16 protein-coding genes are annotated in these 21,055 nt (G+C 72.2%); 11 read left to right on the top strand and 5 right to left on the bottom strand.

The window, feature by feature from the left end:
- Positions 1-172: 172 nt before the first annotated feature.
- On the bottom strand, positions 173-1,228 hold the full coding sequence (locus G3I19_RS21450) for an Rv2578c family radical SAM protein (protein WP_164265303.1): 1,056 nt from the start codon (positions 1,226-1,228) through the stop codon (positions 173-175).
- 146 nt (positions 1,229-1,374) lie between these two features.
- Here G3I19_RS21450 and G3I19_RS21445 point away from each other — a divergent pair, with 146 nt between their 5' ends.
- From G3I19_RS21445 to G3I19_RS21430, 4 genes are all read left to right on the top strand, one after another.
- Positions 1,375-1,818, top strand: coding sequence for an SRPBCC family protein (locus G3I19_RS21445; protein ID WP_164265302.1), 444 nt, complete (start codon positions 1,375-1,377; stop codon positions 1,816-1,818).
- A gap of 294 nt (positions 1,819-2,112) precedes the next feature.
- Positions 2,113-4,467 (top strand): MFS transporter, encoded by a 2,355-nt coding sequence (locus G3I19_RS21440; protein WP_239074650.1) that lies wholly within the window; start codon positions 2,113-2,115, stop codon positions 4,465-4,467.
- A gap of 183 nt (positions 4,468-4,650) precedes the next feature.
- Positions 4,651-7,137, top strand: a complete 2,487-nt coding sequence (locus G3I19_RS21435) for a SpoIIE family protein phosphatase (RefSeq protein WP_164265300.1) — start codon at positions 4,651-4,653, stop codon at positions 7,135-7,137.
- A gap of 33 nt (positions 7,138-7,170) precedes the next feature.
- Entirely contained in the window at positions 7,171-7,893 is a 723-nt protein-coding gene (locus G3I19_RS21430; protein ID WP_164265299.1) for a class I SAM-dependent methyltransferase, read from the top strand.
- A gap of 53 nt (positions 7,894-7,946) precedes the next feature.
- Here G3I19_RS21430 and G3I19_RS21425 read toward each other — a convergent pair whose 3' ends face one another.
- Positions 7,947-8,942, bottom strand: coding sequence for an MASE1 domain-containing protein (locus G3I19_RS21425; RefSeq protein ID WP_164265298.1), 996 nt, complete (start codon positions 8,940-8,942; stop codon positions 7,947-7,949).
- Positions 8,943-9,133: 191 nt separating this feature from the next.
- On the opposite strand from G3I19_RS21425, the gene G3I19_RS21420 reads away from it, so the two are divergent.
- Genes G3I19_RS21420 through G3I19_RS21400 form a run of 5 tightly spaced genes read left to right on the top strand, consistent with a single transcriptional unit; the run spans position 9,134 to position 14,921 of the window.
- Entirely contained in the window at positions 9,134-9,967 is an 834-nt protein-coding gene (locus tag G3I19_RS21420; protein WP_164265297.1) for a M55 family metallopeptidase, read from the top strand.
- Positions 9,960-11,306 carry a M20/M25/M40 family metallo-hydrolase gene (locus G3I19_RS21415; protein ID WP_164265296.1) on the top strand — a complete coding sequence of 449 codons (1,347 nt, stop codon included), beginning with the start codon at positions 9,960-9,962 and terminating at the stop codon, positions 11,304-11,306. Before G3I19_RS21420 ends, G3I19_RS21415 begins: the two co-directional genes overlap by 8 nt.
- A 13-nt stretch (positions 11,307-11,319) precedes the next feature.
- Entirely contained in the window at positions 11,320-13,317 is a 1,998-nt protein-coding gene (locus tag G3I19_RS21410) for a prolyl oligopeptidase family serine peptidase (protein ID WP_164265295.1), read from the top strand.
- Positions 13,314-14,327 (top strand): LD-carboxypeptidase, encoded by a 1,014-nt coding sequence (locus tag G3I19_RS21405; protein WP_164265294.1) that lies wholly within the window; start codon positions 13,314-13,316, stop codon positions 14,325-14,327. Before G3I19_RS21410 ends, G3I19_RS21405 begins: the two co-directional genes overlap by 4 nt.
- 9 nt (positions 14,328-14,336) lie before the next feature.
- Entirely contained in the window at positions 14,337-14,921 is a 585-nt protein-coding gene (locus G3I19_RS21400) for a GNAT family protein (protein WP_164265293.1), read from the top strand.
- 67 nt (positions 14,922-14,988) lie between these two features.
- Here G3I19_RS21400 and G3I19_RS21395 read toward each other — a convergent pair whose 3' ends face one another.
- The gene (locus G3I19_RS21395; RefSeq protein ID WP_164265292.1) at positions 14,989-15,324 is read right to left on the bottom strand and encodes a DUF6204 family protein; all 336 of its coding nucleotides are present in this window, start codon (positions 15,322-15,324) and stop codon (positions 14,989-14,991) included.
- 227 nt (positions 15,325-15,551) lie between these two features.
- Here G3I19_RS21395 and G3I19_RS21390 point away from each other — a divergent pair, with 227 nt between their 5' ends.
- Entirely contained in the window at positions 15,552-17,492 is a 1,941-nt protein-coding gene (locus tag G3I19_RS21390) for a DUF5107 domain-containing protein (RefSeq protein ID WP_203599851.1), read from the top strand.
- Positions 17,493-17,533: 41 nt separating this feature from the next.
- Here the strand turns inward: G3I19_RS21390 and G3I19_RS21385 are convergent, their stop codons facing one another.
- Both G3I19_RS21385 and G3I19_RS21380 read right to left on the bottom strand, forming a co-directional pair.
- A complete protein-coding gene (locus G3I19_RS21385) occupies positions 17,534-17,908 on the bottom strand; it encodes a VOC family protein (protein WP_164265290.1) in 375 nt (124 codons plus the stop codon).
- Between the two features lie 80 nt (positions 17,909-17,988).
- The gene (locus tag G3I19_RS21380; protein ID WP_164265289.1) at positions 17,989-18,798 is read right to left on the bottom strand and encodes a methyltransferase domain-containing protein; all 810 of its coding nucleotides are present in this window, start codon (positions 18,796-18,798) and stop codon (positions 17,989-17,991) included.
- Positions 18,799-19,120: 322 nt separating this feature from the next.
- Between G3I19_RS21380 and G3I19_RS21375 the strand changes: the two genes are divergently transcribed.
- A complete protein-coding gene (locus tag G3I19_RS21375) occupies positions 19,121-20,989 on the top strand; it encodes a transketolase (protein WP_164265304.1) in 1,869 nt (622 codons plus the stop codon).
- Positions 20,990-21,055 lie beyond the last annotated feature (66 nt).

Below are 21,055 nucleotides of genomic sequence, written 5' to 3'. Positions count from 1 at the left end.
CACCCGGACCAGCCGCCACTCGCGGCTGCGGGCTGACGCGGGTCCCTGCTGATCCGGGTGCCGGCTGACGCGAGTGGCGGCTGGTCCGGGTGCCGGCGGGCGTCGCCGGCGGCCGACCCGGTTTACGGATGCCCGGCGCCCCGCGTGACCGAGCCCTCCGCACGCGCCGGGATCAGATCAGCGTCAGCTGAGTGGGCACCGCGGGCTCGGGCTCCTGCGGTACGGATATCCGGCGCGGCATACCACGCTGGGCCGGGCCGATGCCGTACTCGGCGGCCAGCTCGTGCACCTGGCGGGTGATCCGGCGCTGGTACCACTTGGGGGCGTACGCCCCCGCCGCGTACAACCGCTCGTAGCGCCTGACCAGGTGCGGATGGTGCGCGCCGAGCCAGGACATGAACCACTCGCGTGCGCCGGGCCGCAGATGCAGGACGAGCGGGGTCACCGAGGTCGCCCCGGAGGCCGCGACGGCGCGGACCGTGGCGCGCAGCTGGTCCGGGTGGTCGCCGAGGAACGGGATCACCGGCGCCATCAGCACCCCGCAGCCGATTCCGGCGTCGGTCAGGGTGCGTACGGCGTCGAGCCTGCGCCGCGGTGCGGGGGTGCCGGGCTCCACCGTGCGCCACAGCTCCTCGTCCACGAAGCCGACCGAGACCGAGACGCCGACATCGGTGACCCGCGCGGCCTGCTGGAGCAGCTCCAGGTCGCGCAGGATCAGCGTGCCCTTGGTCAGGATGCTGAACGGGTTCGCGTAGTCGCGCAGCGTCGAGATGATGCCCGGCATCAGCCCGTACCGCCCCTCGGCCCGCTGGTAGCAGTCGACGTTGGTGCCCATCGCGATGTGCGCGCCCTGCCACTGGCGGGAGCCGAGCCTGGCGCGCAGCAGCTCAGGGGCGTTGGTCTTCACGACGATCTGCGAGTCGAAGCCGAGACCGGTGTCGAGGTCCAGATAGCTGTGGGTCTTCCTCGCGAAACAGTAGACACAGGCGTGGCTGCAGCCCCGGTACGGATTGACCGTCCATTCGAACGGCATGCGGGAGGCGCCGGGCACCCGGTTCACGATCGAACGGGCCCGCACCTCGTGGAAGGTGATCCCGCGGAACTCCGGGGTGTCGAAGGTGCGGGTCGTCACGGAGTCCGCTCCGAACAGCGCGGCCTTCTCACCGGTCCCGCCGCCCTCGGCTGTGCGGTTGTCCCCGCCGTTCTCGGTCAGCTGGTCCCAGCGCATGGCGCCTCCTCGATAGCACGTACCCTTGAATAGAACACCTGTTCCCATGATTCGCGCAACCCGGATTTCCGTGCCCGCACCCGAGGTGGTTGGCTCAGGGCGCGGTTCATCACACCGACTGAAGAACGACAGCTGGAGGAACTGGTATGGCGCAGGTAGAGGCCACCACGGAGCGGATCATCGGGGCCGAAGCGGAGACGGTGTTCGACGCGCTCGCCGACTACACCGGTACGCGCGAGAAGCTCCTGCCCGGGCACTTCAGCGAGTACGAGGTCCGGGAGGGCGGCGACGGTGACGGCACGCTCGTCCACTGGAAGCTGCAGGCCACCAGCAAGCGCATCCGGGACTGCCTGCTGGAGGTGACCGAGCCGACCGACGGACAGCTCGTCGAGAAGGACCGGAACTCCTCCATGGTGACCACCTGGACCGTCACCCCCGCCGGCGAGGGCAAGTCAAAGGCCGTCGTCTCCACCGTGTGGAACGGCGCCGGCGGCATCGGCGGATTCTTCGAGAAGACCTTCGCGCCCAAGGGCCTCGGCCGCATCTACGACGAGCTGCTCACCAAGCTCGAAGCCGAAGTGGCCAAGTAGCCCGCCCCTCCTGCCGCTCCCGTCCCTCCCGCCGGGCCGCCCGGTCCACCGCGTAACCCCTTCGGGCGGAAATGATGCTCACCGGTTCGAGTGGTTTTCCGTACGGCCCAGTTGTGCGCCGTAGGGGCTCCCACCGGCCCTGAAGCCCCCGGCGTGCGCCTCGCGCGCCAATCGTCGCGCTTGCACCCCCTTGTCGCTGAATGCGAGAAAAGGGCGGCGCAGGCGCGACGAGGGGAGCGGTACGTGGGTGGAATCACTCTGGTGAAGGACGGTCCGGACGGGCAGACCGATGTCCTGACGGAAGCGGTGACCGTCCCGCTCCCACCACCCCCCGCTGCGGGGGAGCAGCCCGAACTCAGCCCCGGCCGGGTGCGGATGGTCTTCTTCGGGCTGATGCTGACGCTGCTGCTCGCGGCCCTCGACCAGATGATCGTGGCGACCGCGCTGCCGAAGATCGTCGGTGAACTGCACGGCCTGGACAAGATGTCCTGGGCCGTCACGGCGTATCTCCTCGCCTCCACGATCGGCCTGCCGGTCTACGGCAAGCTCGGCGACCTCTTCGGCCGCAAGAGCATCTTCATGTTCGCGATCATCGTCTTCGTGATCGGCTCGGCGCTGGCCGGCTGGTCCCGGACGATGAACGAACTCATCGCCTTCCGCGCCGTCCAGGGCATCGGAGGCGGCGGCCTGATGATCGGCGTGCAGGCGATCATCGGGGACATCGTGCCGCCGCGCGAACGCGGCCGCTTCATGGGGCTGATCGGCGCGGTCTTCGGGCTCGCCTCCGTGGCCGGGCCGCTCATCGGCGGGTTCTTCACCGACCACGCCTCCTGGCGCTGGTGCTTCTACATCAACGTGCCGTTCGGCCTGGTCACCCTGGCCGTCATCGCGGCCGTCCTGAAGCTCCCGAAGCCGACGGCCAAGCCCCGCCTGGACATCCTCGGCGCACTGCTGCTGGCCGCCACGTCGACCTGTCTGGTGCTGCTGACGACGTGGGGCGGCACCGAGTACGCCTGGGGCTCGCGCACCGTCGTGGGACTGGCCGCCGGCTGCGCCGTGACGGCCCTGCTCTTCCTGGCCGTCGAGCACCGCGCGCCCGAACCGATCATCCCGCTGCGGCTGTTCCGCGACTCGATCTTCAATGTGACGGCGCTCGTCGGGGCCGTCGTGGGCGTCGCGCTCTTCGGCGCCGCCAGCTATCTGCCGACCTTCCTCCAGATGGTCGACGGCGCCAGCGCCACCCAGTCGGGGCTCTTCATGCTGCCGATGATGGGTGGTGTCGTCATCGCCTCCATCGTCTCGGGGCAGCTGACCAGCCGCACCGGGCGGTACAAGATCTTTCCGCTGCTCGGCTGTGCGATCTCGGCGGTCGGGATGTGGCTGCTCTCGCGGCTGGAGACGGACACCCCGCAGCTCACGTACAGCGTCTGGATGGCCGTACTGGGCATCGGCATCGGGCTGATCATGTCGATCCTGGTGCTGGCCGTGCAGAACTCCGTGGCGCCCCGCGACCTCGGCACCGCCACCAGCGCCAACAACTACTTCCGGCAGATCGGCGGCAGCGTCGGCGCGGCCGTCTTCGGCGCGCTCTTCGCGGGCCGCCTCACGGACGCCCTCAAGACCCGCCTGCCGTCCGGCGCGCGGCTGCCCGACCCCGAGTCGATCACCCCGCAGCTGGTCCGCACGCTGCCGCCCGCGCTGCGGGACGGCTACATCCGGGCGTACGCCGACGCCATGCCCCGGATCTTCCTCTACCTCGTGCCGGTGCTCGTGCTCGGCCTGCTCATCGCCTTCTTCCTCAAGGAGAAACCGCTGGTGTCCCACAACGCCCCCGCAGCCGCACCGGATGCGTCCGTACCCGCAGCCCGCGCCCCGGAAGCCCCGTACGTCCCGGGCGTGCCCGTCTGCGGGACCGTCCAGCACTACGACGGATCCACCGTGCCGCGCGCGGCACTCACCCTCATCGACATCACCGGGCGCCAGATCGGGCGCGGTGCGAGCGGCGAGGACGGCCGGTACGCGCTGAGCGTGCCCGGATCCGGCTCGTACGTCCTCATCGCGGCGGCCGGCGGCCATCAGCCGCAGGCCGTCAGCGTCACCGTCGGCGAACGCCCCGTCGATCTGGACGTGGTGCTCGGCGGCGCCGGACGGCTGGCCGGGACCGTGGTCACCGCGGACGGCACCCCGGTGCGCGACGCGGCCGTGACACTCACCGACGTACGCGGTGAGGTCGTCGCCTCCACCCGCAGCGGGCGCGAAGGCGGCTATGTCATCAACGAGTTGGTGGCCGGTGAGTACACCCTCGCCGGCAGTGCCCCCGCCTTCCGTCCCGCCGCGATGCCGGTGAGTGTGCAGGCCGCGCGCGAGACCCGGCAGGACGTGGAGCTCGCCGGCGGCGCCGTGCTGCGCGGCACCGTGCGTGCCAGCGGCGGGCGGCCGGTCGAGGACGCCCGGGTGACCCTGCTCGACGCGGCGGGAAATGTGGTGGACACCCTCACCACGGGCCCCGACGGCGCGTTCCGCTTCGTGGATCTGTCGTCCGGTGAGTACACCGTGATCGCGGCGGGCTACCCGCCGGTGGCCACCGTGCTCCAGGTCGCCGGCGGCGGACGCACCGAGCGCGACCTCCAGCTCGGGCACGAGGACTGACCGGCCAGCGGGGGAAACGGCCCCGGCGGCGCACACCGGTTCCGGCAGCCGCCGGGGCCGGTGCGCGCCCGGCGCACCACCCGTCGGGCCTGATTCCGCCGATGGCCCCCGGGCGGCGTACGCGGGCCGTACGGTGGAGCCACGCACCGCAGAACGTTGCGGCCGGGAAGGAGCCTGCCACCCATGGACCTTGGTGTGCCGCCGCAGCAGCCGGACCGGCCGCGGGACGCCGCAGCGGGCCGTGTGCCGCTCGCCGTGGTGGTCGTCGACGCCGAAGGGCTGGTCTCGCACTGGTCGACGGGTGCCCGCCGGCTCTTCGGTGTCCCGCGCCAGGACGCGGTCGGCTGTCCAGCGGGTGAACTGCTCCCGGTCTCCGGGGCGTTACGCAGGGAGGGGGAGCGCGGTCCTGACGGGACGTACGCCGACCTCGGCGCCGAGCTGGACAGCCCGGTCGGCGGGATCGTCGCCTACCCGTCGGCAGGCCGGGCCCGGCTCGACGAACCGCGGCGTGGCCGTATCGATGTGCTCTGGTGGGCCTATCCGCTGGCCGGGCCCGGCCCGGAGCGGCTGCTCGTCCTCGCGGCCGACGCCGCGCTGCCGGCGGACGGCGACAGCGGCGGGACCCCGGGGACCATCGCCCCCGGCTTCGCGCTCCACACCGACTTCCCCGGCTACCGGGAGCTGGCCGGCCGGCTCCCCGAGATCCTGCCGAACATGAGCGTGCGGGAGGCGACCGGAATCGTCGCCCAGGTGCTCGAACTGGGCTATCCCGTCGTGGAGTTCAGCCACTGCGAACAGGTCCCGGTCACCCCGGACTGGGGGGTGCCGCGGCACCCCCCGCGCAGCCGGCCCGGTGACGGGCCCGGGGAAGCCGGAGCCGTTCCCCTCGCGCCGCGCACCGTGCCCCGCCCCGAACTCGACCTGGAGTACGCCGCCGTCCGCGAGCGGCTGGAATTCCTCAACGAGGCCAGCGGGCGGATCGGGTCCTCCCTCGACCTGGAGCGCACCATCCGCGAGGTGACCAGCGCCGCTGTTCCGCGCTTCACCGACTTCGCGGGCACCCATCTGCGGGCCGCCGTGCTCGCGGGCGAGGGCTTCCCGGACGGCCCGCCCGACGTCACCACCGTCTGGCACCGGGTGTGGGTCGAGCACAACGACGAGCCGGGCCGCTGGGACGACACGGTGCCGGTGGGCGAGGCCATCGCGTTCCCCGAACACACGCCGTTCTTCCAGTGCATGGTCACCGGCGAGCCCGTGCTCGTCCGGCACGTGGACGAGCAGCTGAGCAACCGCATCTCCGGCGAGTTCGAGAAGCGCGACCTGCGGCCGCTGATCACCGGCAGGTCGCTGCTGATCGTGCCGTTGAAGGCCCGCGACGTGGTGCTCGGCTTCATGGTGCTGATGCGGCGTCCGGGCCGGGAGCCCTTCGACGACATGGACCGCACCACCGGCGCCGAACTCGCCGCCCGCGCCGGTCTCGTCCTGGACAACGCCCGTATGTACACCTACCAGGAGAACGTCGCCGAGACGCTCCAGGACAGCATGCTGCCCAAGGTCGAACCCCGCATGGCGGGCTGTGACATCGCCACCCGCTATCTGCCGGGCGCCCGGCTCGGCAGGGTCGGCGGCGACTGGTTCGACTCGGTGAAGCTGCCCGGCTCCAGGACCGCGCTCGTCGTCGGTGACGTCATGGGGCACGGGCTCAACTCGGCAGCGATGATGGGCCAGTTGCGTACCGCCGTACTGACCATGGCGACCATGGAGATGCCGCCGGCCCAGCTGCTGCGCAATCTGGACGACCTGGCGCAGCGCCTCGGCGAGCTGTATCTGGCGACCTGTCTGTACGCCGTCTACGACCCGATCCGCTCCGAACTCCAGATCGCCAACGCCGGTCATATCCCGCCGGTCCTGGTCCGGGCCGCCGACGGCCGGGCCGAACTGCTCGACCTGCCGACCGGTGCGCCCATCGGTGTCGGGGGTGTCGCCTTCGAGACCGCGACCGTACGGGTCAGCCCGGGCGACCGGCTGATCCTGTGCACCGACGGTCTGGTCGAGGTGCGCGGCCAGGACATCGGGGCCGGGCTCGCCGCGCTCTGTGCGTCGGCGGCGCACCCGGCCGCCTCCATGGACGACGCCTGCGACACCATCATCCGGGCGCTGAACCCGCGCGGCGGCCGCAAGGACGACGTCGCCCTGCTGATGGCCAGGGTGAACGGGATCCCCGCGGACGATGTCGCCCAGTGGCAGCTCGCACTCGATCCCCGCGAAGTGGCGCGGGCCCGGCGGCTGGTACGCGGGCAGCTGCTCGACTGGGGGCTGGCGGACGCGGTGGAACCGGCCGAGCTGATGGTCAGCGAACTGGTCACCAACGCCGTCCGGCACGGCCGCACCCGGCCGGTGGGGCTGCGGCTGGTCAGGACGGGCGCCCTGCTCTGCGAGGTCAGCGACGACGAACCGGCGCCCGCCGCACTGCTGAGCACATCGGGTGACGACGAGTCCGGCCGCGGGCTGCTGGTGGTGAGCGGTCTCGCCCGGGAGTGGGGCACCAGCGCCACCGCGCACGGCAAGACCGTCTGGTTCGAACAGGCGCTGCCCGGGGCGCGACGCTCCCGGGCTTCGGCGCCCCCGGCGCGGGTGTCATCGGCGCGGGTGCCGTCGGCGAGGGCGTAATCAATGTGGGAGTACGTGGACGTGGGAGTACGTATGGACGTGTCGCCGCAGTACCGGAAGGCGTGGGAAGGGTTCTGGTCGGCCACGTCCGACGCCCCGGGTGAGGCGATCTGGGACTCGGACCCGTCGCTCACCGCCGTACCGCACAGCGAGCTGCTGCTGCCGTACGCCGACACGGCGCTTCCCGTCGTGGACCTCGGCTGTGGGAACGGCACCCAGACCCGCTATCTGGCCACGGTCTTCGCCCGCGCGCTGGGTGTGGACCTCTCGGACGCCGCGATCGGGCACGCGCAGCGGGCGGACACCGCGGGCGTGGCCGAGTTCGCGCAGCTCGACCTGGTCGACGCGGACGCGGTACGGGCCCTGAGCGAGCGCATCGGCGATACCAACGTCTATATGCGGGCGGTCATCCACCAGAGTGAGCCCGAGGCGCGTCCGGCCGTCGCCGCGGCCGTGGCGGCTCTCATCGGCGAGCGCGGGCGGGCCTTCGTCGTGGAGCTGACACCCGCGTCGAAGGACCTGCTCCAGAAGGTGGCGGAAGCCCGCGGCGGGCCGCCGCCGAAGCTGCGCAGGGTCATCGAGCACGGCCTCAAACCGGCGGACGCGTCCGAGGAGGAGGTGCCAGGACTGCTGCGCGCCGCGGGGCTGACGATCCTGGCGGACGGCGACACCGCACTGGCCCAGACCGAACATCTGCCGGACGGCACCCGGATCGACCTGCCGGCGCGCTGGTTCGTCCTCGCCCCCGCGGGCTGAGGACCCGGCAGCAGCGGGACGCCCGGTGCCCCGTGCGCCGCCCGGACGACGGGTCAGCGGCCTGACTCGTCGTCGGCGGGCGGCCAGACGGGCACCTGTCCCGGAGCGAGCTGCTCGACCAGGTCGGCGAGTTCCAGGCAGGCCAGCTCGATCTTGCTGCGGATGTTCTTCTGCTCGGTGACGATCGCGGCCAGCAGCAGTGCGGTCAGCGCCACCGAACCGTTGAACACGGCGACATTGGCCGTCACCTCGAACAGCGACCGGTGGCGGAAGGGCCCCTCCTTCCCGGTTGCCGCGAGGACGGCGAGCACCGAGGCCAGACAGGCGCAGGGCGCGCTGCCCGGCAGCTCGAAGCGGAGCGCGGCCCAGATGAGCAGCGGGAAGACCAGGAAGAGCAGGGTGAGCGTGCTGCGGGTGGCCACCAGGCTGACCACGATCGCCGCGACGGCCAGCGCGCTCGCCTCCAGCCACCGGTCGGTGGCCCGGGGGAGCCGGAACCTGGCCAGTACGAGCAGCACCGGGGTGACGATGAGCACCCCCATCGCATCACCGGCCCAGTACGCCGACCAGACCGCCCAGAAGTCCCGCAGCGGGAGTTCGCCCGTCACCGCCAGCGTGCCGCAGCCGATGGTGGCGCTGACCAGCATCGCCACCATGGCACCCAGGAAGACCAGGGACACTCCGTCCCGCAGCCGGTCCAGCTCCGGCCGGAAGCCCACCCTGCGCAGCAGCAGGAACGCGCAGACCGGGGCCAGGGCGTCGCCCGCCGCGATGGCGACGCCCGCCTCGGTGAGCGCGCCGCCGATCGTGACGATGGTGAGCAGGGCGCCGATGGCGATGCCGGGCCAGACACGCAGTCCCAGATAGAGCAGGGAGCTGAGTGCGACACCGGTGGGCAGCCAGAGCGGTGTGATCACCGCACCGTCGGCGACCACCTCCCGGAGGAGGCCGAGGCGCGCAGATCCGTAGTACGCGGCGGCCGTCAGCACCAACTGCACGGCGACCGCCGTCGGCCGCCGGGAGTCCGGCGCGAACAGAGCAGTCGCCATCAGTGTGCGCCCCGGGGAGAAGAGTCGATTTGATCCGGTATTCCCCGTGCGGGCGCCGGATGCGCCGAATCCCGCAAAGTTAGCTGAGCCAGACCAACGGGCCCCGGCCGCCCGGACCTGCCAGTGGTGTGGACCTGTGGTGGTGGGGCATGTGCTGGCCAGCATATTCAGCGGCAGGTAGCGTCATGCGCATGAAGATCCTCATCAGCGCCGACATGGAGGGCGCCACCGGTGTGACCTGGCCCGGCGACGTACTGCCCGGCAGCGCGCAGTGGGAACGCTGCCGGTCGCTGTTCACGTCCGACGTGAACGCGGCCGCCCTCGGCTTCTTCGACGGGGGCGCCGACGAGGTGCTCATCAACGAAGCCCACTGGTCGATGCGCAATCTGCTCATCGAGCAGCTCGACGAGCGCGTCCAGATGCTCACGGGCCGTCATAAGTCGCTGTCCATGGTGGAGGGCGTCCAGCACGGCGACGTCGACGGGATCGCCTTCGTCGGCTATCACACGGGGGCCGGGATGGAGGGCGTGCTCGCCCACACCTATCTGGCCAACTCGATCACCGGCGTCTGGCTCAACGGCGTACGGGCGAGCGAGGGTCTGCTCAACGCGCATGTCGTCGCGGAGTACGGCGTCCCCGTGGTGCTCGTCACCGGCGACGACCTGGCCTGCGCCGACGCGCTGGGATACGCGCCCCGGGCCCGCACGGTCGCGGTGAAGGACCATGTCTCGCGCTACGCGGCGGTCTGCCGCACCCCGGCCCGTACGGCCGCCGACATCCGTGCGGCCGCGGCGGACGCCACCGCGCTCGCCGTACGCCACTCACCGGTGACCGGCCCGTCCTTCACCGTGGAGCTGGAGTTCGACGCCGAGCATCTGGTGGGTGCCGCGACCGTCGTTCCGGGGGTCAGGCGCACGGCCGAACGGCGTGTCGCGTACACCAGCGCGACGATGTATGAGGGCATTCGAACCTTCAAGGCGGTTACGACGCTCGTCTCGTCCGCGGTGGAGGAACAGTATGGCTGACGTGAACCCGGTCGAAGCGGGCCGGCTGGACCCCCTGGCGCTCGACGAGGTGGTGGACTTCACCTCGGAGCTGATCCGGATCGACACGACCAACCGGGGCGGCGGCGACTGCCGGGAGCGCCCCGCAGCCGAGTACGTCGCCGAGCGGCTGGCCGGTGCGGGGATCGAGCCGACGCTCCTGGAGCGCACCCCGGGGCGCACCAATGTGGTCGCGAGGATCCCGGGCAGCGACCCGTCCGCGGACGCGCTGCTGGTCCACGGGCACCTCGACGTGGTGCCGGCCGAGCCGGACGACTGGACCGTGCACCCGTTCTCCGGTGAGATCCGCGACGGTGTGGTCTGGGGCCGCGGAGCCATCGACATGAAGAACATGGACGCGATGATCCTCGCGGCGGTCCGGTCCTGGGCGCGCGAGGGTGTGCGCCCCCGGCGCGACATCGTCATCGCCTACACGGCCGACGAGGAGGCGAGCGCCGTCGACGGCTCGGGCTTCCTCGCCGACCAGCACGCCGGGCTCTTCGACGGCTGTACCGAGGGGATCAGCGAGTCCGGGGCCTTCACCTTCCACGCGGGCCCCGACCTGCCGGTCTACCCCATCGCGGCGGGCGAGCGCGGCACCGCCTGGCTGAAACTCACCGCACACGGCAGAACAGGACACGGTTCCAAGGTCAACCGGGACAACGCGGTCAGCAGGCTCGCCGCCGCCGTCGCCCGGATCGGCGAGCACCAGTGGCCGGTGCGGCTCACTCCCACGGTGCGGGCCGCGCTCACCGAGATTGCCGCACTGCACGGCATCGACACCGACACCACAGCCCCGGACTTCGATGTGGACGCGCTGCTCGCGAAGCTGGGTCCGGCGGCCGCGCTGGTCGAGCCGACCGTCCGCAACAGCGCCAACCCGACGATGCTGGACGCCGGTTACAAGGTCAATGTGATCCCCGGGCACGCGACGGCACACGTCGACGGACGGATCCTGCCCGGCGGCGAGGACGAGTTCCGCACCACCCTCGACCGGCTCACCGGGCCGGACGTCGACTGGGAGTTCGACCACGGCGAGGTCGCGCTCGAAGCGCCGGTGGACTCGCCGACGTACGCGAAACTGCGCGCGGCCGTGGAGAAGTTCGCACCGGAGGGGTATGTGGTGCCCTACTGCATGTCGGGCGGCACGGACGCCAAGCAGTTCTCCCGGCTGGGGATCACCGGGTACGGCTTCTCGCCGCTGCGGCTGCCCCCCGGCTTCGACTACCAGGCCCTCTTCCACGGGGTCGACGAGCGGGTGCCGGTGGACGCGCTGCACTTCGGCGTCCGGGTGCTCGATCACTATCTGCGTACTGCATAGGGGAGTTGTCAGCATGGCATCCACCGGGGCCTACGGAACGTGGCCTTCGCCGATCGACGCCGCCCTCGCGGCCTCGCAGGACGGCCGTCCCGAGTTCGTCGGCACGGTCGGCGACGAAGTGTGGTGGACAGCGCCCCGCCCCGCCGAGGGCGGCCGGCGCGCGCTGGTGCGGCGGCGGACCGACGGCAGCGAGGAGACGGCCCTGCCCGCTCCGTGGAACGTCCGCAGCCGGGTCATCGAGTACGGCGGACAGCCCTGGGCCGGGGCGGTGCGCCCGGCGGGCGGCCCGCTCGTGGTCTTCGTGCACTTCGCCGACCAGCGGCTGTACGTGTTCGAGCCGGACGCGCAGGGCGGCGCAGCGCAGCCGAGGCCGCTCACCCCGGTCTCCGCCGTGGGCGGCGGACTGCGCTGGGTGGACCCGGTGGTCCACCTCGGCCGCGGTGAAGTCTGGTGCGTCCTGGAGGAGTTCACCGGCGCATCACCCACCGATGTGCGGCGGGTCGTCGCTGCCGTACCGCTGGACGGCTCGGCCGCGGAGGACCGCACCGCCGTACGTGAACTCTCCGGCGGTGGGCACCGCTTCGTCACCGGTGCACGGCTCTCGCCCGACGGGCGCCGCGCCGCCTGGCTCGGCTGGGACCATCCAAGGATGCCGTGGGACGGGAGCGACGTCATGGTCGCCGATGTCACGGACGACGGCCGTTTCGACGGCGTCCGGCACTTCGCCGGAGGGCCGGACGAGTCCGTCGCCCAGGTCGGCTGGACGGCCGACGGGCGGCTGCTGTTCGCCTCCGACCGCACCGGCTGGTGGAACCTCTACCGGGCGGACCCGGACCAAGGCGCCGCCGCTGTCGCGCTCTGCCCGCGCGACGAGGAGTTCGGCGGGCCGCTCTGGAAGATCGGCCAGAAGTGGTTCGAGCCGCTGGACAGCGGGCTGATCGCCGTCCTCCACGGCGCCGGCGCCACCGCGCTCGGGGTGCTCGACCCGGAGTCGGGCGAACTCGTCGAAGCGCCGGGCCCCTGGACGGAGTGGGCCCCCGCCCTGGCCGCCGCCGACAGCCGGGTGATCGGCCTGGCGGCGGGCCCGCGCTCCACCTTCGAGATCGTGGAGCTGGACACCAGCTCGGGCCACGCCCGGGTCATCGGCTCCCCGCACCGGGACGTCGTGGACCCCGCGTACTACCCCGAGCCGCGGTCCCGTACGTTCACCGGGCCCGGCGGCCGGGAGATCCACGCCCACATCCACCCGCCGCGCAGCCCGGAGCTGACCGCACCCGACGGCGAACTGCCGCCCTTCGTGGTCTGGGCGCACGGCGGCCCCACCAGCCGTACACCGCTCGTACTCGACCTGGAGATCGCCTACTTCACCTCGCGCGGCATCGGCGTGGCCGAGGTGAACTACGGCGGCTCCACCGGCTACGGCAGGGCGTACCGCAACCGGCTGCGTGAGCAGTGGGGCGTCGTGGACGTGGAGGACTGCGCGGCTGTCGCAGGGGCGCTCGCCGACGAGGGTGCGGCCGACCGGGCCAGGCTCGCGATCCGCGGCGGCAGCGCGGGCGGCTGGACCTCGGCCGCCTCGCTCACCTCGTCCGGTGTCTACGCCTGCGGCACCATCATGTATCCCATCCTCGATCTGACCGACTGGGCGTCCGCCGACGGCACCCACGACTTCGAGTCGCAGTATCTGGAGACCCTCATCGGCCCGTTCGCCGAGGTCCCCGACCGCTACCGTGACCGCTCGCCCGCGGAGCACGCGGACCGGATGTCCGCACCGTTCCTGCTGCTCCAGGGGCTGGACGATGTGATCTGCCCGCCGGTGCAGTGCGAGCGGTTCCTGGAGCGGATGGCGGGCCGGGGCGTCCCCCACGCGTACCTCACGTTCGAGGGCGAGGGGCACGGCTTCCGCAGGGCCGACACCATGGTCCGGGCGCTGGAGGCGGAACTCTCCCTGTACGCACAGACCTTCGGCATCGAACGCCCCGACGTGCCGGCCCTGGAGCTGGGCGGATGACGCTGCCCCCGGCGCCCGGCCCTACCGCACCCGCACTCGTGCCGCTGACCCGGCCGGCCCGGCTGCGGCCCGGCGCCAGGGTCGCCGTGGTGTCGCCCAGCGGGCCCGTCCCCGACGACCGGCTCACCGCGGGCCTCGACATCCTGCGCGGCTGGGACCTGGAGCCGGTGGTGATGCCCCATGTGCGCGACCGGCACCCGCAGTTCGGATATCTGGCGGGCACCGACGAGGCGCGCGCCCACGACCTCCGGACGGCCTGGTGCGACCCGGAGATCTCCGCGGTCCTCTGCGCACGCGGCGGATACGGCGCCCAGCGCATGACGGACCTGCTCGACTGGGCGGCGATGCGCGCGGCCGGGCCCAAGGTGTTCGTCGGCTACAGCGACGCGACCGCCCTGCACGAGGCGTTCGCGGTACGGATGGGGCTGTCCACCCTGCACGGCCCGATGACCGCTGCCCTCAGCTTCATCGAGAACGCCGGGACCCAGGAGTCCCTGCGCGCCACGCTCTTCGAGCCCGACACCGTCCGCACGCTCGGCCTCGGCACCGCCCGCACCCTGGTACCCGGCCGGGCGGCCGGGGTCACCTTCGGCGGGTGTCTCTCGATGCTCGCCGCCGAGCTGGGCACGCCGTACGCACGTCCCACGGGGCGCGGCGGGCTGCTGCTGATCGAGGACATCGGCGAGGAGGGCTACCGCATCGACCGGATCCTCACCCAGCTGCTCCGCTCGGGCCTCCTGGACGGTGTCGCGGGCATCGCTCTCGGCTCCTGGGAGGACTGCACCCCGGGCGACGAGGTGCGGGCGGTGCTGCGGGACCGGCTCGGCGGGCTCGGTGTCCCGGTGGCCGGGGAGTTCGGCTTCGGGCACTGTGCCACGGCGCAGACACTGCCCCTCGGTGTGCCGGCCGTCCTGGACGCCGACGCGGGCACGCTCACCCTGGACGTTCCGGCGCTGGATGTCCCGGCGCCGGACGGAACCGCCGGGGTGCGACGGCACCACCCCGTCTAATCTGGCCCGATGCCAGACACCACCGCTTCAGACACCTCCACATCAGACAGCACCGCATATCTCGCCGCGGGCGCGCGCGTGGGCATCCGCCACTTCTCGTACGAGGACGCCGGGGAATTCACCGCGCTGGTCAGGGAGAGCAGGGACCTGCACCACCCCTGGCTCGCCCCGCCCGCCGACCCCGAGAGCTACCTCGTCTACGCACGGCGGCTGATCGAGGACCCGGCCAGGGCCGGCTTCCTGGTGTGTGAACTCGGGGGAGAGGCTCCCGGGCGGATCGCGGGGTTCATCAACATCAACAACATCGTCGAGGGCGCGTTCCGCAGCGGGGCGCTCGGATACGGCGCGTTCGCGCACTCCGCGGGCCGGGGCCTGATGGCGGAAGGGCTGCGCCTGGTGCGGGAGTACGCCTTCGGGCCGCTCGGCCTGCACCGCATCGAAGTCAACATCCAGCCGGCCAACGAGGCGTCGGTGGCGCTGGTCCGCCGTGCGGGGTTCCGCCTTGAGGGATACTCGCCCGACTTCCTCTTCATCGACGGGGCCTGGCGGGACCACGAGCGCTGGGCGTTCACCGCCGAGATGACCGCCCGCTGACAGCAGCACGGCGCTGCAACGGAAGCACCGGGCCGCCGCCGTACAGGTGCCTGGCCCGGCGGCCGGGTCAGCGGCCCTTGCGGTTGATCTTCATGGTGTCCATGTCCGTCACGGTCGCGCGCAGCGGGCCGAAGCCGTGCCCCAGCTCCTTCAGCGCGGTCTCGGCCCGGTCCTCGGCGATGGCACCCGCCATCTCCTCACCGTCGGCCGCGTCCGAGACGACGACATAGCGGAACGAGAAGTGCCTGAGTGCCTTGTCGTAGGTGAGTGAACCCTGCTCGGTGAAGTGCATCTGCGTCAGCCCGTGGTCGTCCACATCGGCGAGCAGCCGGGCCCGGGAAGCCTCCGACAGCCCGTCCCAGGTGCCCCGCACAATGACCCGGTAGGTGTGCTGCTCGGCCATCTCGTCCGCCCTCGTCTCGTTCGTGCACCGTTCCCGGTGCAGGGTACGGGGTGGTCCGCCTCCGGCGTCAACCATTTCCTGGAGCGCCCTCGGTGCCAAATCGGCCCGCGGGAACCCCTGGTCAGACCAGCCCCACCGGTGTTCCATGGTCATCAGGGGGGCCGGGCGGACGGCTGCCCCCATGAGCGAGTGAGGTTGCTTTGGCCACGACCGTGCGACGTGCCGTAATGACGCTGCCCGCTGCCCCGTTGGGGCCGGAGAACCCGCTTCCGGCGCTGCGCCCGCTCGACGAGACGCACACCGTCGACGCCGGCGAACGGGCCGGACTCCCGCACGACATGGCCCGCCAGGTCGGGTACGGGCCGCTGACCAGTGTGCTGCCGGTGCGCGTACTCGACGGGTACGGCAGGGAGCGCATGCCCACCCGCGTCGACACCATCGTGATCGAGAACGACCGGCTGCGGGCCACCGTGCTGCCCGGCCTCGGCGGCCGGATCCAGTCGCTCTTCCACAAGCCGTCCGGCCGGGAGCTGCTCTACCGCAACCCGGTGCTCCAGCCCGCCGACTTCGCGCTGAACGGCGCCTGGTTCTCCGGCGGGATCGAGTGGAACATCGGCGCGACCGGACACACCACCCTCAGCTGCGCCCCCCTGCACGCCGCGCTGGTGACCGCGCCCGACGGCGGTGACATGGTCCGGCTCTGGGAGTGGGAGCGGCTGCGCGACCTGCCCTTCCAGGTGGACCTCTGGCTGCCGGACGGGTCCGACTTCCTCCACGTGGGCGTGCGGATCCGCAACCCGCACGAGCAGCCGGTGCCCACCTACTGGTGGTCCAACATCGCGGTGCCCGAGAGCCCGTCGAACCGGGTCATCGCCCCCGCCGACGAGGCGTGGCACTTCGGCTACGAGCGCAGCCTGCGTCGTGTCCCGGTGCCGGGCTGGAACGGCGCCGACCGTACGTACCCCCTCCGCAGCGAGTACCCGGCCGACTACTTCTACGAGGTTCCGCCCGAGGCGCGGAAGTGGATCGCCTCGCTGGACGCGGAGGGCCGCGGGCTCGTCCAGACCTCGACCGACCAGCTGCGCGGCCGCAAGCTCTTCCTCTGGGGCTCGGGCACCGGCGGCCGGCGCTGGCAGCAGTGGCTGACGGAGCCGGGCACCGAGGGGTACGCGGAGATCCAGGCGGGTCTGGCCCGCACCCAGCTGGAGCACGTACGCCTCGAAGGGGGCGCCGAGTTCAGCTGGCTGGAGGCGTACGGGCCGCTCGAAGCGGACGCGTCGGCCGTCCACGGCGACGACTGGGCCGCGGCCCGCTGGGAGGCGGAGGCCCGGCTCGAAGCCGCGCTGCCCCGGGACGCGGTGGAGGCCGCCCACGAGGCGTGGCGCGGCTGTGCGGACCGCGAGCCGCACACGATGCTGGCGACCGGGTCCGGCTGGGGCGCGCTCGAAGTGCTGCGCGGCGGATACCAGTTGCCGGGCACCCCGTTCTACGCGTCGGCGCTCGGCGACGACCAGCAGCCCTGGCTGGAGCTGTACCGCTCCGGTGCGTTCCCCGCACCCCGCAAGGTCACCCCGCCCGGCCCCTCACTGGTCTCCAGGCACTGGCGGGACATGCTGGAGACGGCGCTCGCCGAACCGCTGACCGAGTACCACCTGGGGATCGCTCAGTGGCACGGCGGCGACCGGGCCCAGGCGGTGCGCAGCTGGGAGCGCGGTCTCGAACTGGCCCCGTCGCGCTGGCCGCTGCTGCGCTGCCTCGCGGTCGCCGACCGGTGCGACGGCCACGACGGGCGGGCGGCCGACCGGTACGCGGAGGCGTTCGACGACCTCTGCGAGGAGCGCCGCACCGGCCCGAGCTGGACCGCGGTGACCGCCGCCCTTGGGCGCGAGGCGATCGACGTACTGCTCGCGGTCGGACGGACCGGTGACGCGCGGGGCGTCTGGGAGCGGCTGGACCGGGAGACCCGGGCGCGCGGCCGGTTCCGGCTGGTGGAGGCCCAACTGCTGCTCGCCGAAGGGGACAAGGCGGCGGCGCGCGCCGTCTTCGACGCGGGCTTCGAGGTGGCGGACCTCCGCGAGGGCGCCGAGATCCTCAACGAGGTCTGGTCGGCCCTCACGGACGATCCACTGCCGGAGCGGTACGAGTACCGGATGCGGCCGCAGAGCTGACGGGCCCGGAAGGGGGCCGCCGGGGCGGGCGGCCGTACGGCTCAGGCGGTGGTGCCGGTGCCCGAGCCGTCCCCGTTCCTGTCGACGTACTCGAACACCGACCCGTCGGGGTGGACGGCGATCAGATTGCGGCCCACCGGGGTCGGTACCGGCCCCGCGATGACCTGCGCGCCGATGTCGGTGAGCGTGGTGAGGGCCTCGTCGACATCACGTACCGCGATGGTCGCCGTCACCTTGCGCAGAATCTCCAGCTCCGACTCCGGACCGCTCATCAGAAGGAAGAAGCCGACCGCGGCGACGGACACCCCGCCGCGCTCGAAGCGCAACGCCTTGGCGCCGGTGAGGCGTTCGTAGAAGAACACCGAAGCTTCGAGGTCGGCGACGCAGATTCGCAGCGTGGTTCCCAGGATCTCCATGCGGAGAAGCCTAGTTGACGAGGGGCGCGGGGTGGCCGGAGCGGGCCGGGAGACGTGCTGCGGCCGCTCCGGCCGGTGCCTCAGACGCGGCAGAGGATCTCGCCGTGCGGCACCAGGAACCAGCCGTCCTGCTGCGCGCCCCACTCGCGCCAGCCGTCCGAGACCGCCGCCAGCTGTTCCCGCGTCGCGTGGCCGCCGTCGACCGCCTGCTGCGCGTACACCGATTCGGTCGTGCGGTCCGCCCACAGCCCGCTCCACCAGGCGCGCTCCTCCTCGGTGGCGAAGACCCAGTTGGTGGCCGTCGGCCTGATGTCCGTGAAGCCCGCCTGCCGCGCCCAGGAGAACAGCCGCCGACCGGCGTCCGGCTCGGCGCCGTTGCCGCGCGCGACCCGGTGGTACAGGTCGAGCCAGTCGTCCATCACCGGGGACTCCGGGTACCAGGTGAACGCGCCGTAGTCGCTCTCGCGGACCGCGACGATGCCGCCCGGCTTGGTGACCCGCCGCATCTCGCGCAGCGCCTGCACGGGGTCGCCCACATGCTGGAGCACCTGGTGCGCGTGGACCACACAGAAGGTGTCGTCCGGGTACTCCAGCGCGTGGACGTCCGCGACCCCGAAGTCGGTGTTGGTCAGGCCGCGTTCGGCGGCCAGCGCCCGTGCCTTCTCCAGGACCGCGGGCGCCCTGTCCACCCCGGTGACACTGCCCTGCGGGACCAGGGCCGCCAGGTCCGCGGTGATGGTGCCGGGGCCGCAGCCGATGTCCAGGATCCGCATGTGGGGCTTGAGCTCGTCCACCAGATAGGCCGCGGAGTTGGCGGCGGTGCGCCAGGTGTGCGAGCGCAGTACCGACTCGTGGTGTCCGTGGGTGTAGACGGCGGTCTCTTCCGGCATGGCGGATCTCCCTGTTCGACGTCGAACTCTCCGAAGTGGTGCCACCACCGTAGATGCTTCTGCCGCATAGTGAGATACGTATCTCGCATTCTGATACGCGGGTGTGGGGTGGCGTCCGCGCCGCGGACGAGGTCCGGATCCGGGTCTGCCGCCAAGCCGGGGAAACATGTGCGCGTCGCGGCCCACCGGGTACGCGGTGCAGTGCGACCGGGACAGGCTGAGCAACCGGGCACGCCCACTCCAGGAGCGGGCCCGCTCGACACCGCACCGCCGGCCACGCTGAAGGTCCGGTCGCGGGAAGGGAACGACCATGAGCACGGAAATGAGCACGGATCAGAACGCAGAACTCTTCGAACTGGCCCAGCAGCTCCGCGTGGACGCGGTGCGCGCCGCGGACGCGGCAGGATCCGGCCACCCCACGTCGTCGATGTCCGCGGCGGATCTGGCCGCCGTACTGCTCTCCCGGCATCTGCGCTACGACTTCGACCGGCCCGACCATCCGGGCAACGACCGGCTGGTGCTCTCCAAGGGCCATGCCACACCGCTGCTGTACGCGATGTACCTCGCGGCGGGAGCCATTGACGACGACGAACTCCTCACCTTCCGCAAGAAGGGCAGCCGCCTCGAAGGCCATCCGACGCCGCGCATCCCCTGGGTGGACGTGGCCACCGGGTCGCTGGGGCAGGGGCTGCCGGTCGGGGTGGGCATGGCGCTCGCCGGGAAGTGCCTGGACCGGGTGGACTACCGGGTCTGGGTGCTGAGCGGCGACAGCGAGATGGCCGAGGGGTCCGTCTGGGAGGCGGCCGAGCACGCCGGGTTCGAGAACCTGGGCAATCTGACCCTGATCGTCGACGTCAACCGGCTCGGACAGCGCGGCCCCACACGGCACGGCCGGGACCTGGCGGCGTACGGGCGCAGGCTGCGGGCCTTCGGCTGGCACACGGTCGAGATCGACGGGCACGACATCGGCGCCGTCGACGCCGCGTACGAGGAGGTGCGCGGTGTCACCGACCGGCCCACCGCGATCATCGCCGGCACCCGCAAGGGGCGCGGGGTGGCCGCCGTCGAGGACAAGGAAGGGTGGCACGGCAAGCCGCTGCCCGACGCCGCCGCTGCCGTCGACGAGCTGGGCGGCCGGCGTTCCATCCGGGTCGCTGTGCACAAGCCGGCCGACGCACAGCCCCGGCGGGCCGGCGGCAGCGGCGATCTCGTGCTGCCGCGCTACGACAAGGGCGACGAGGTCGCGACGCGCAACGCGTTCGGCGAAGCGGTCACCGCGCTCGGCACGGCGCGCGGCGAAGTGGTCGTCCTGGACGGGGAGGTCGGCGACTCGACCCGCGCCCAGTTCTTCTCGAAGAAGCACCCCGAGCGGTACTTCGAGTGCTACATCGCCGAACAGCAGCTGGCGGCGGGCGCGGTCGGGATGCAGGCGTGCGGTCATGTGCCGTTCGCGTGCAGCTTCGCCTCGTTCCTGACCCGGGCGCACGACTTCTTCCGGATGGCGGCGATCGGCCGGGCCGACATCAATGTCGTCGGCTCGCACGTCGGTACGGCGATCGGCCAGGACGGCCCGTCCCAGATGGGACTCGAGGACCTGGCGATGTTCCGCTCGATCCACGGCAGCACGGTCCTGTATCCGAGCGACGCCAACCAGACGGCCAGGCTCGTGGCGGAGATGGCCGATGTGCGGGGCATCCGCTATCTGCGGACGAACCGCGGGGAGACCCCGGTCATCTACGGTCCTGACGAGGAGTTCCCGGTCGGCGGCAGCAAGGTGCTGCGCTCCGGCGCCAAGGACGAACTGACCCTGATCGGGGCGGGCCAGACCCTCCACGAGTGCCTGGCGGCGGCCGACATCCTGGCGGAGGAGGGCATCGCGGTGCGGGTGATCGACCTCTACTCGGTCAAGCCCGTGGACGCGGGGACCCTGCGGACCGCTGCGGACCAGACGGGCTGTCTGGTCACGGTCGAGGACCACCACCCGGAGGGCGGTCTCGGGGATGCGGTCGCCGAGGCGTTCGCGGACGGCAGGCCGGTACCCCGGCTGGTCAGGCTCGCGGTCGGCACCATGCCGGGGTCGGCCACACCGCAGGAACAGCTGGCCGCGGCCGGCATCGACGCGCAGAGCATCGCGGCGGGCGCCCGGCTGCTGGTGGAGAAAGCGGTGATCCGCCCGAACCCGGCCGCCTGAACGGTCAGCCGCTCACCGGGGCGGCCGCCCACCGGGCCGGCCGCTCACCGGGGCGCGGCTCCCGCG

This window comes from Streptomyces sp. SID10853 (genome assembly GCF_010548145.1).
Taxonomy (GTDB): domain Bacteria; phylum Actinomycetota; class Actinomycetes; order Streptomycetales; family Streptomycetaceae; genus Streptomyces.
The sequence above is the reverse complement of the archived record's forward strand: the minus strand, read 5'-3'. Positions and strand labels throughout refer to the sequence as shown.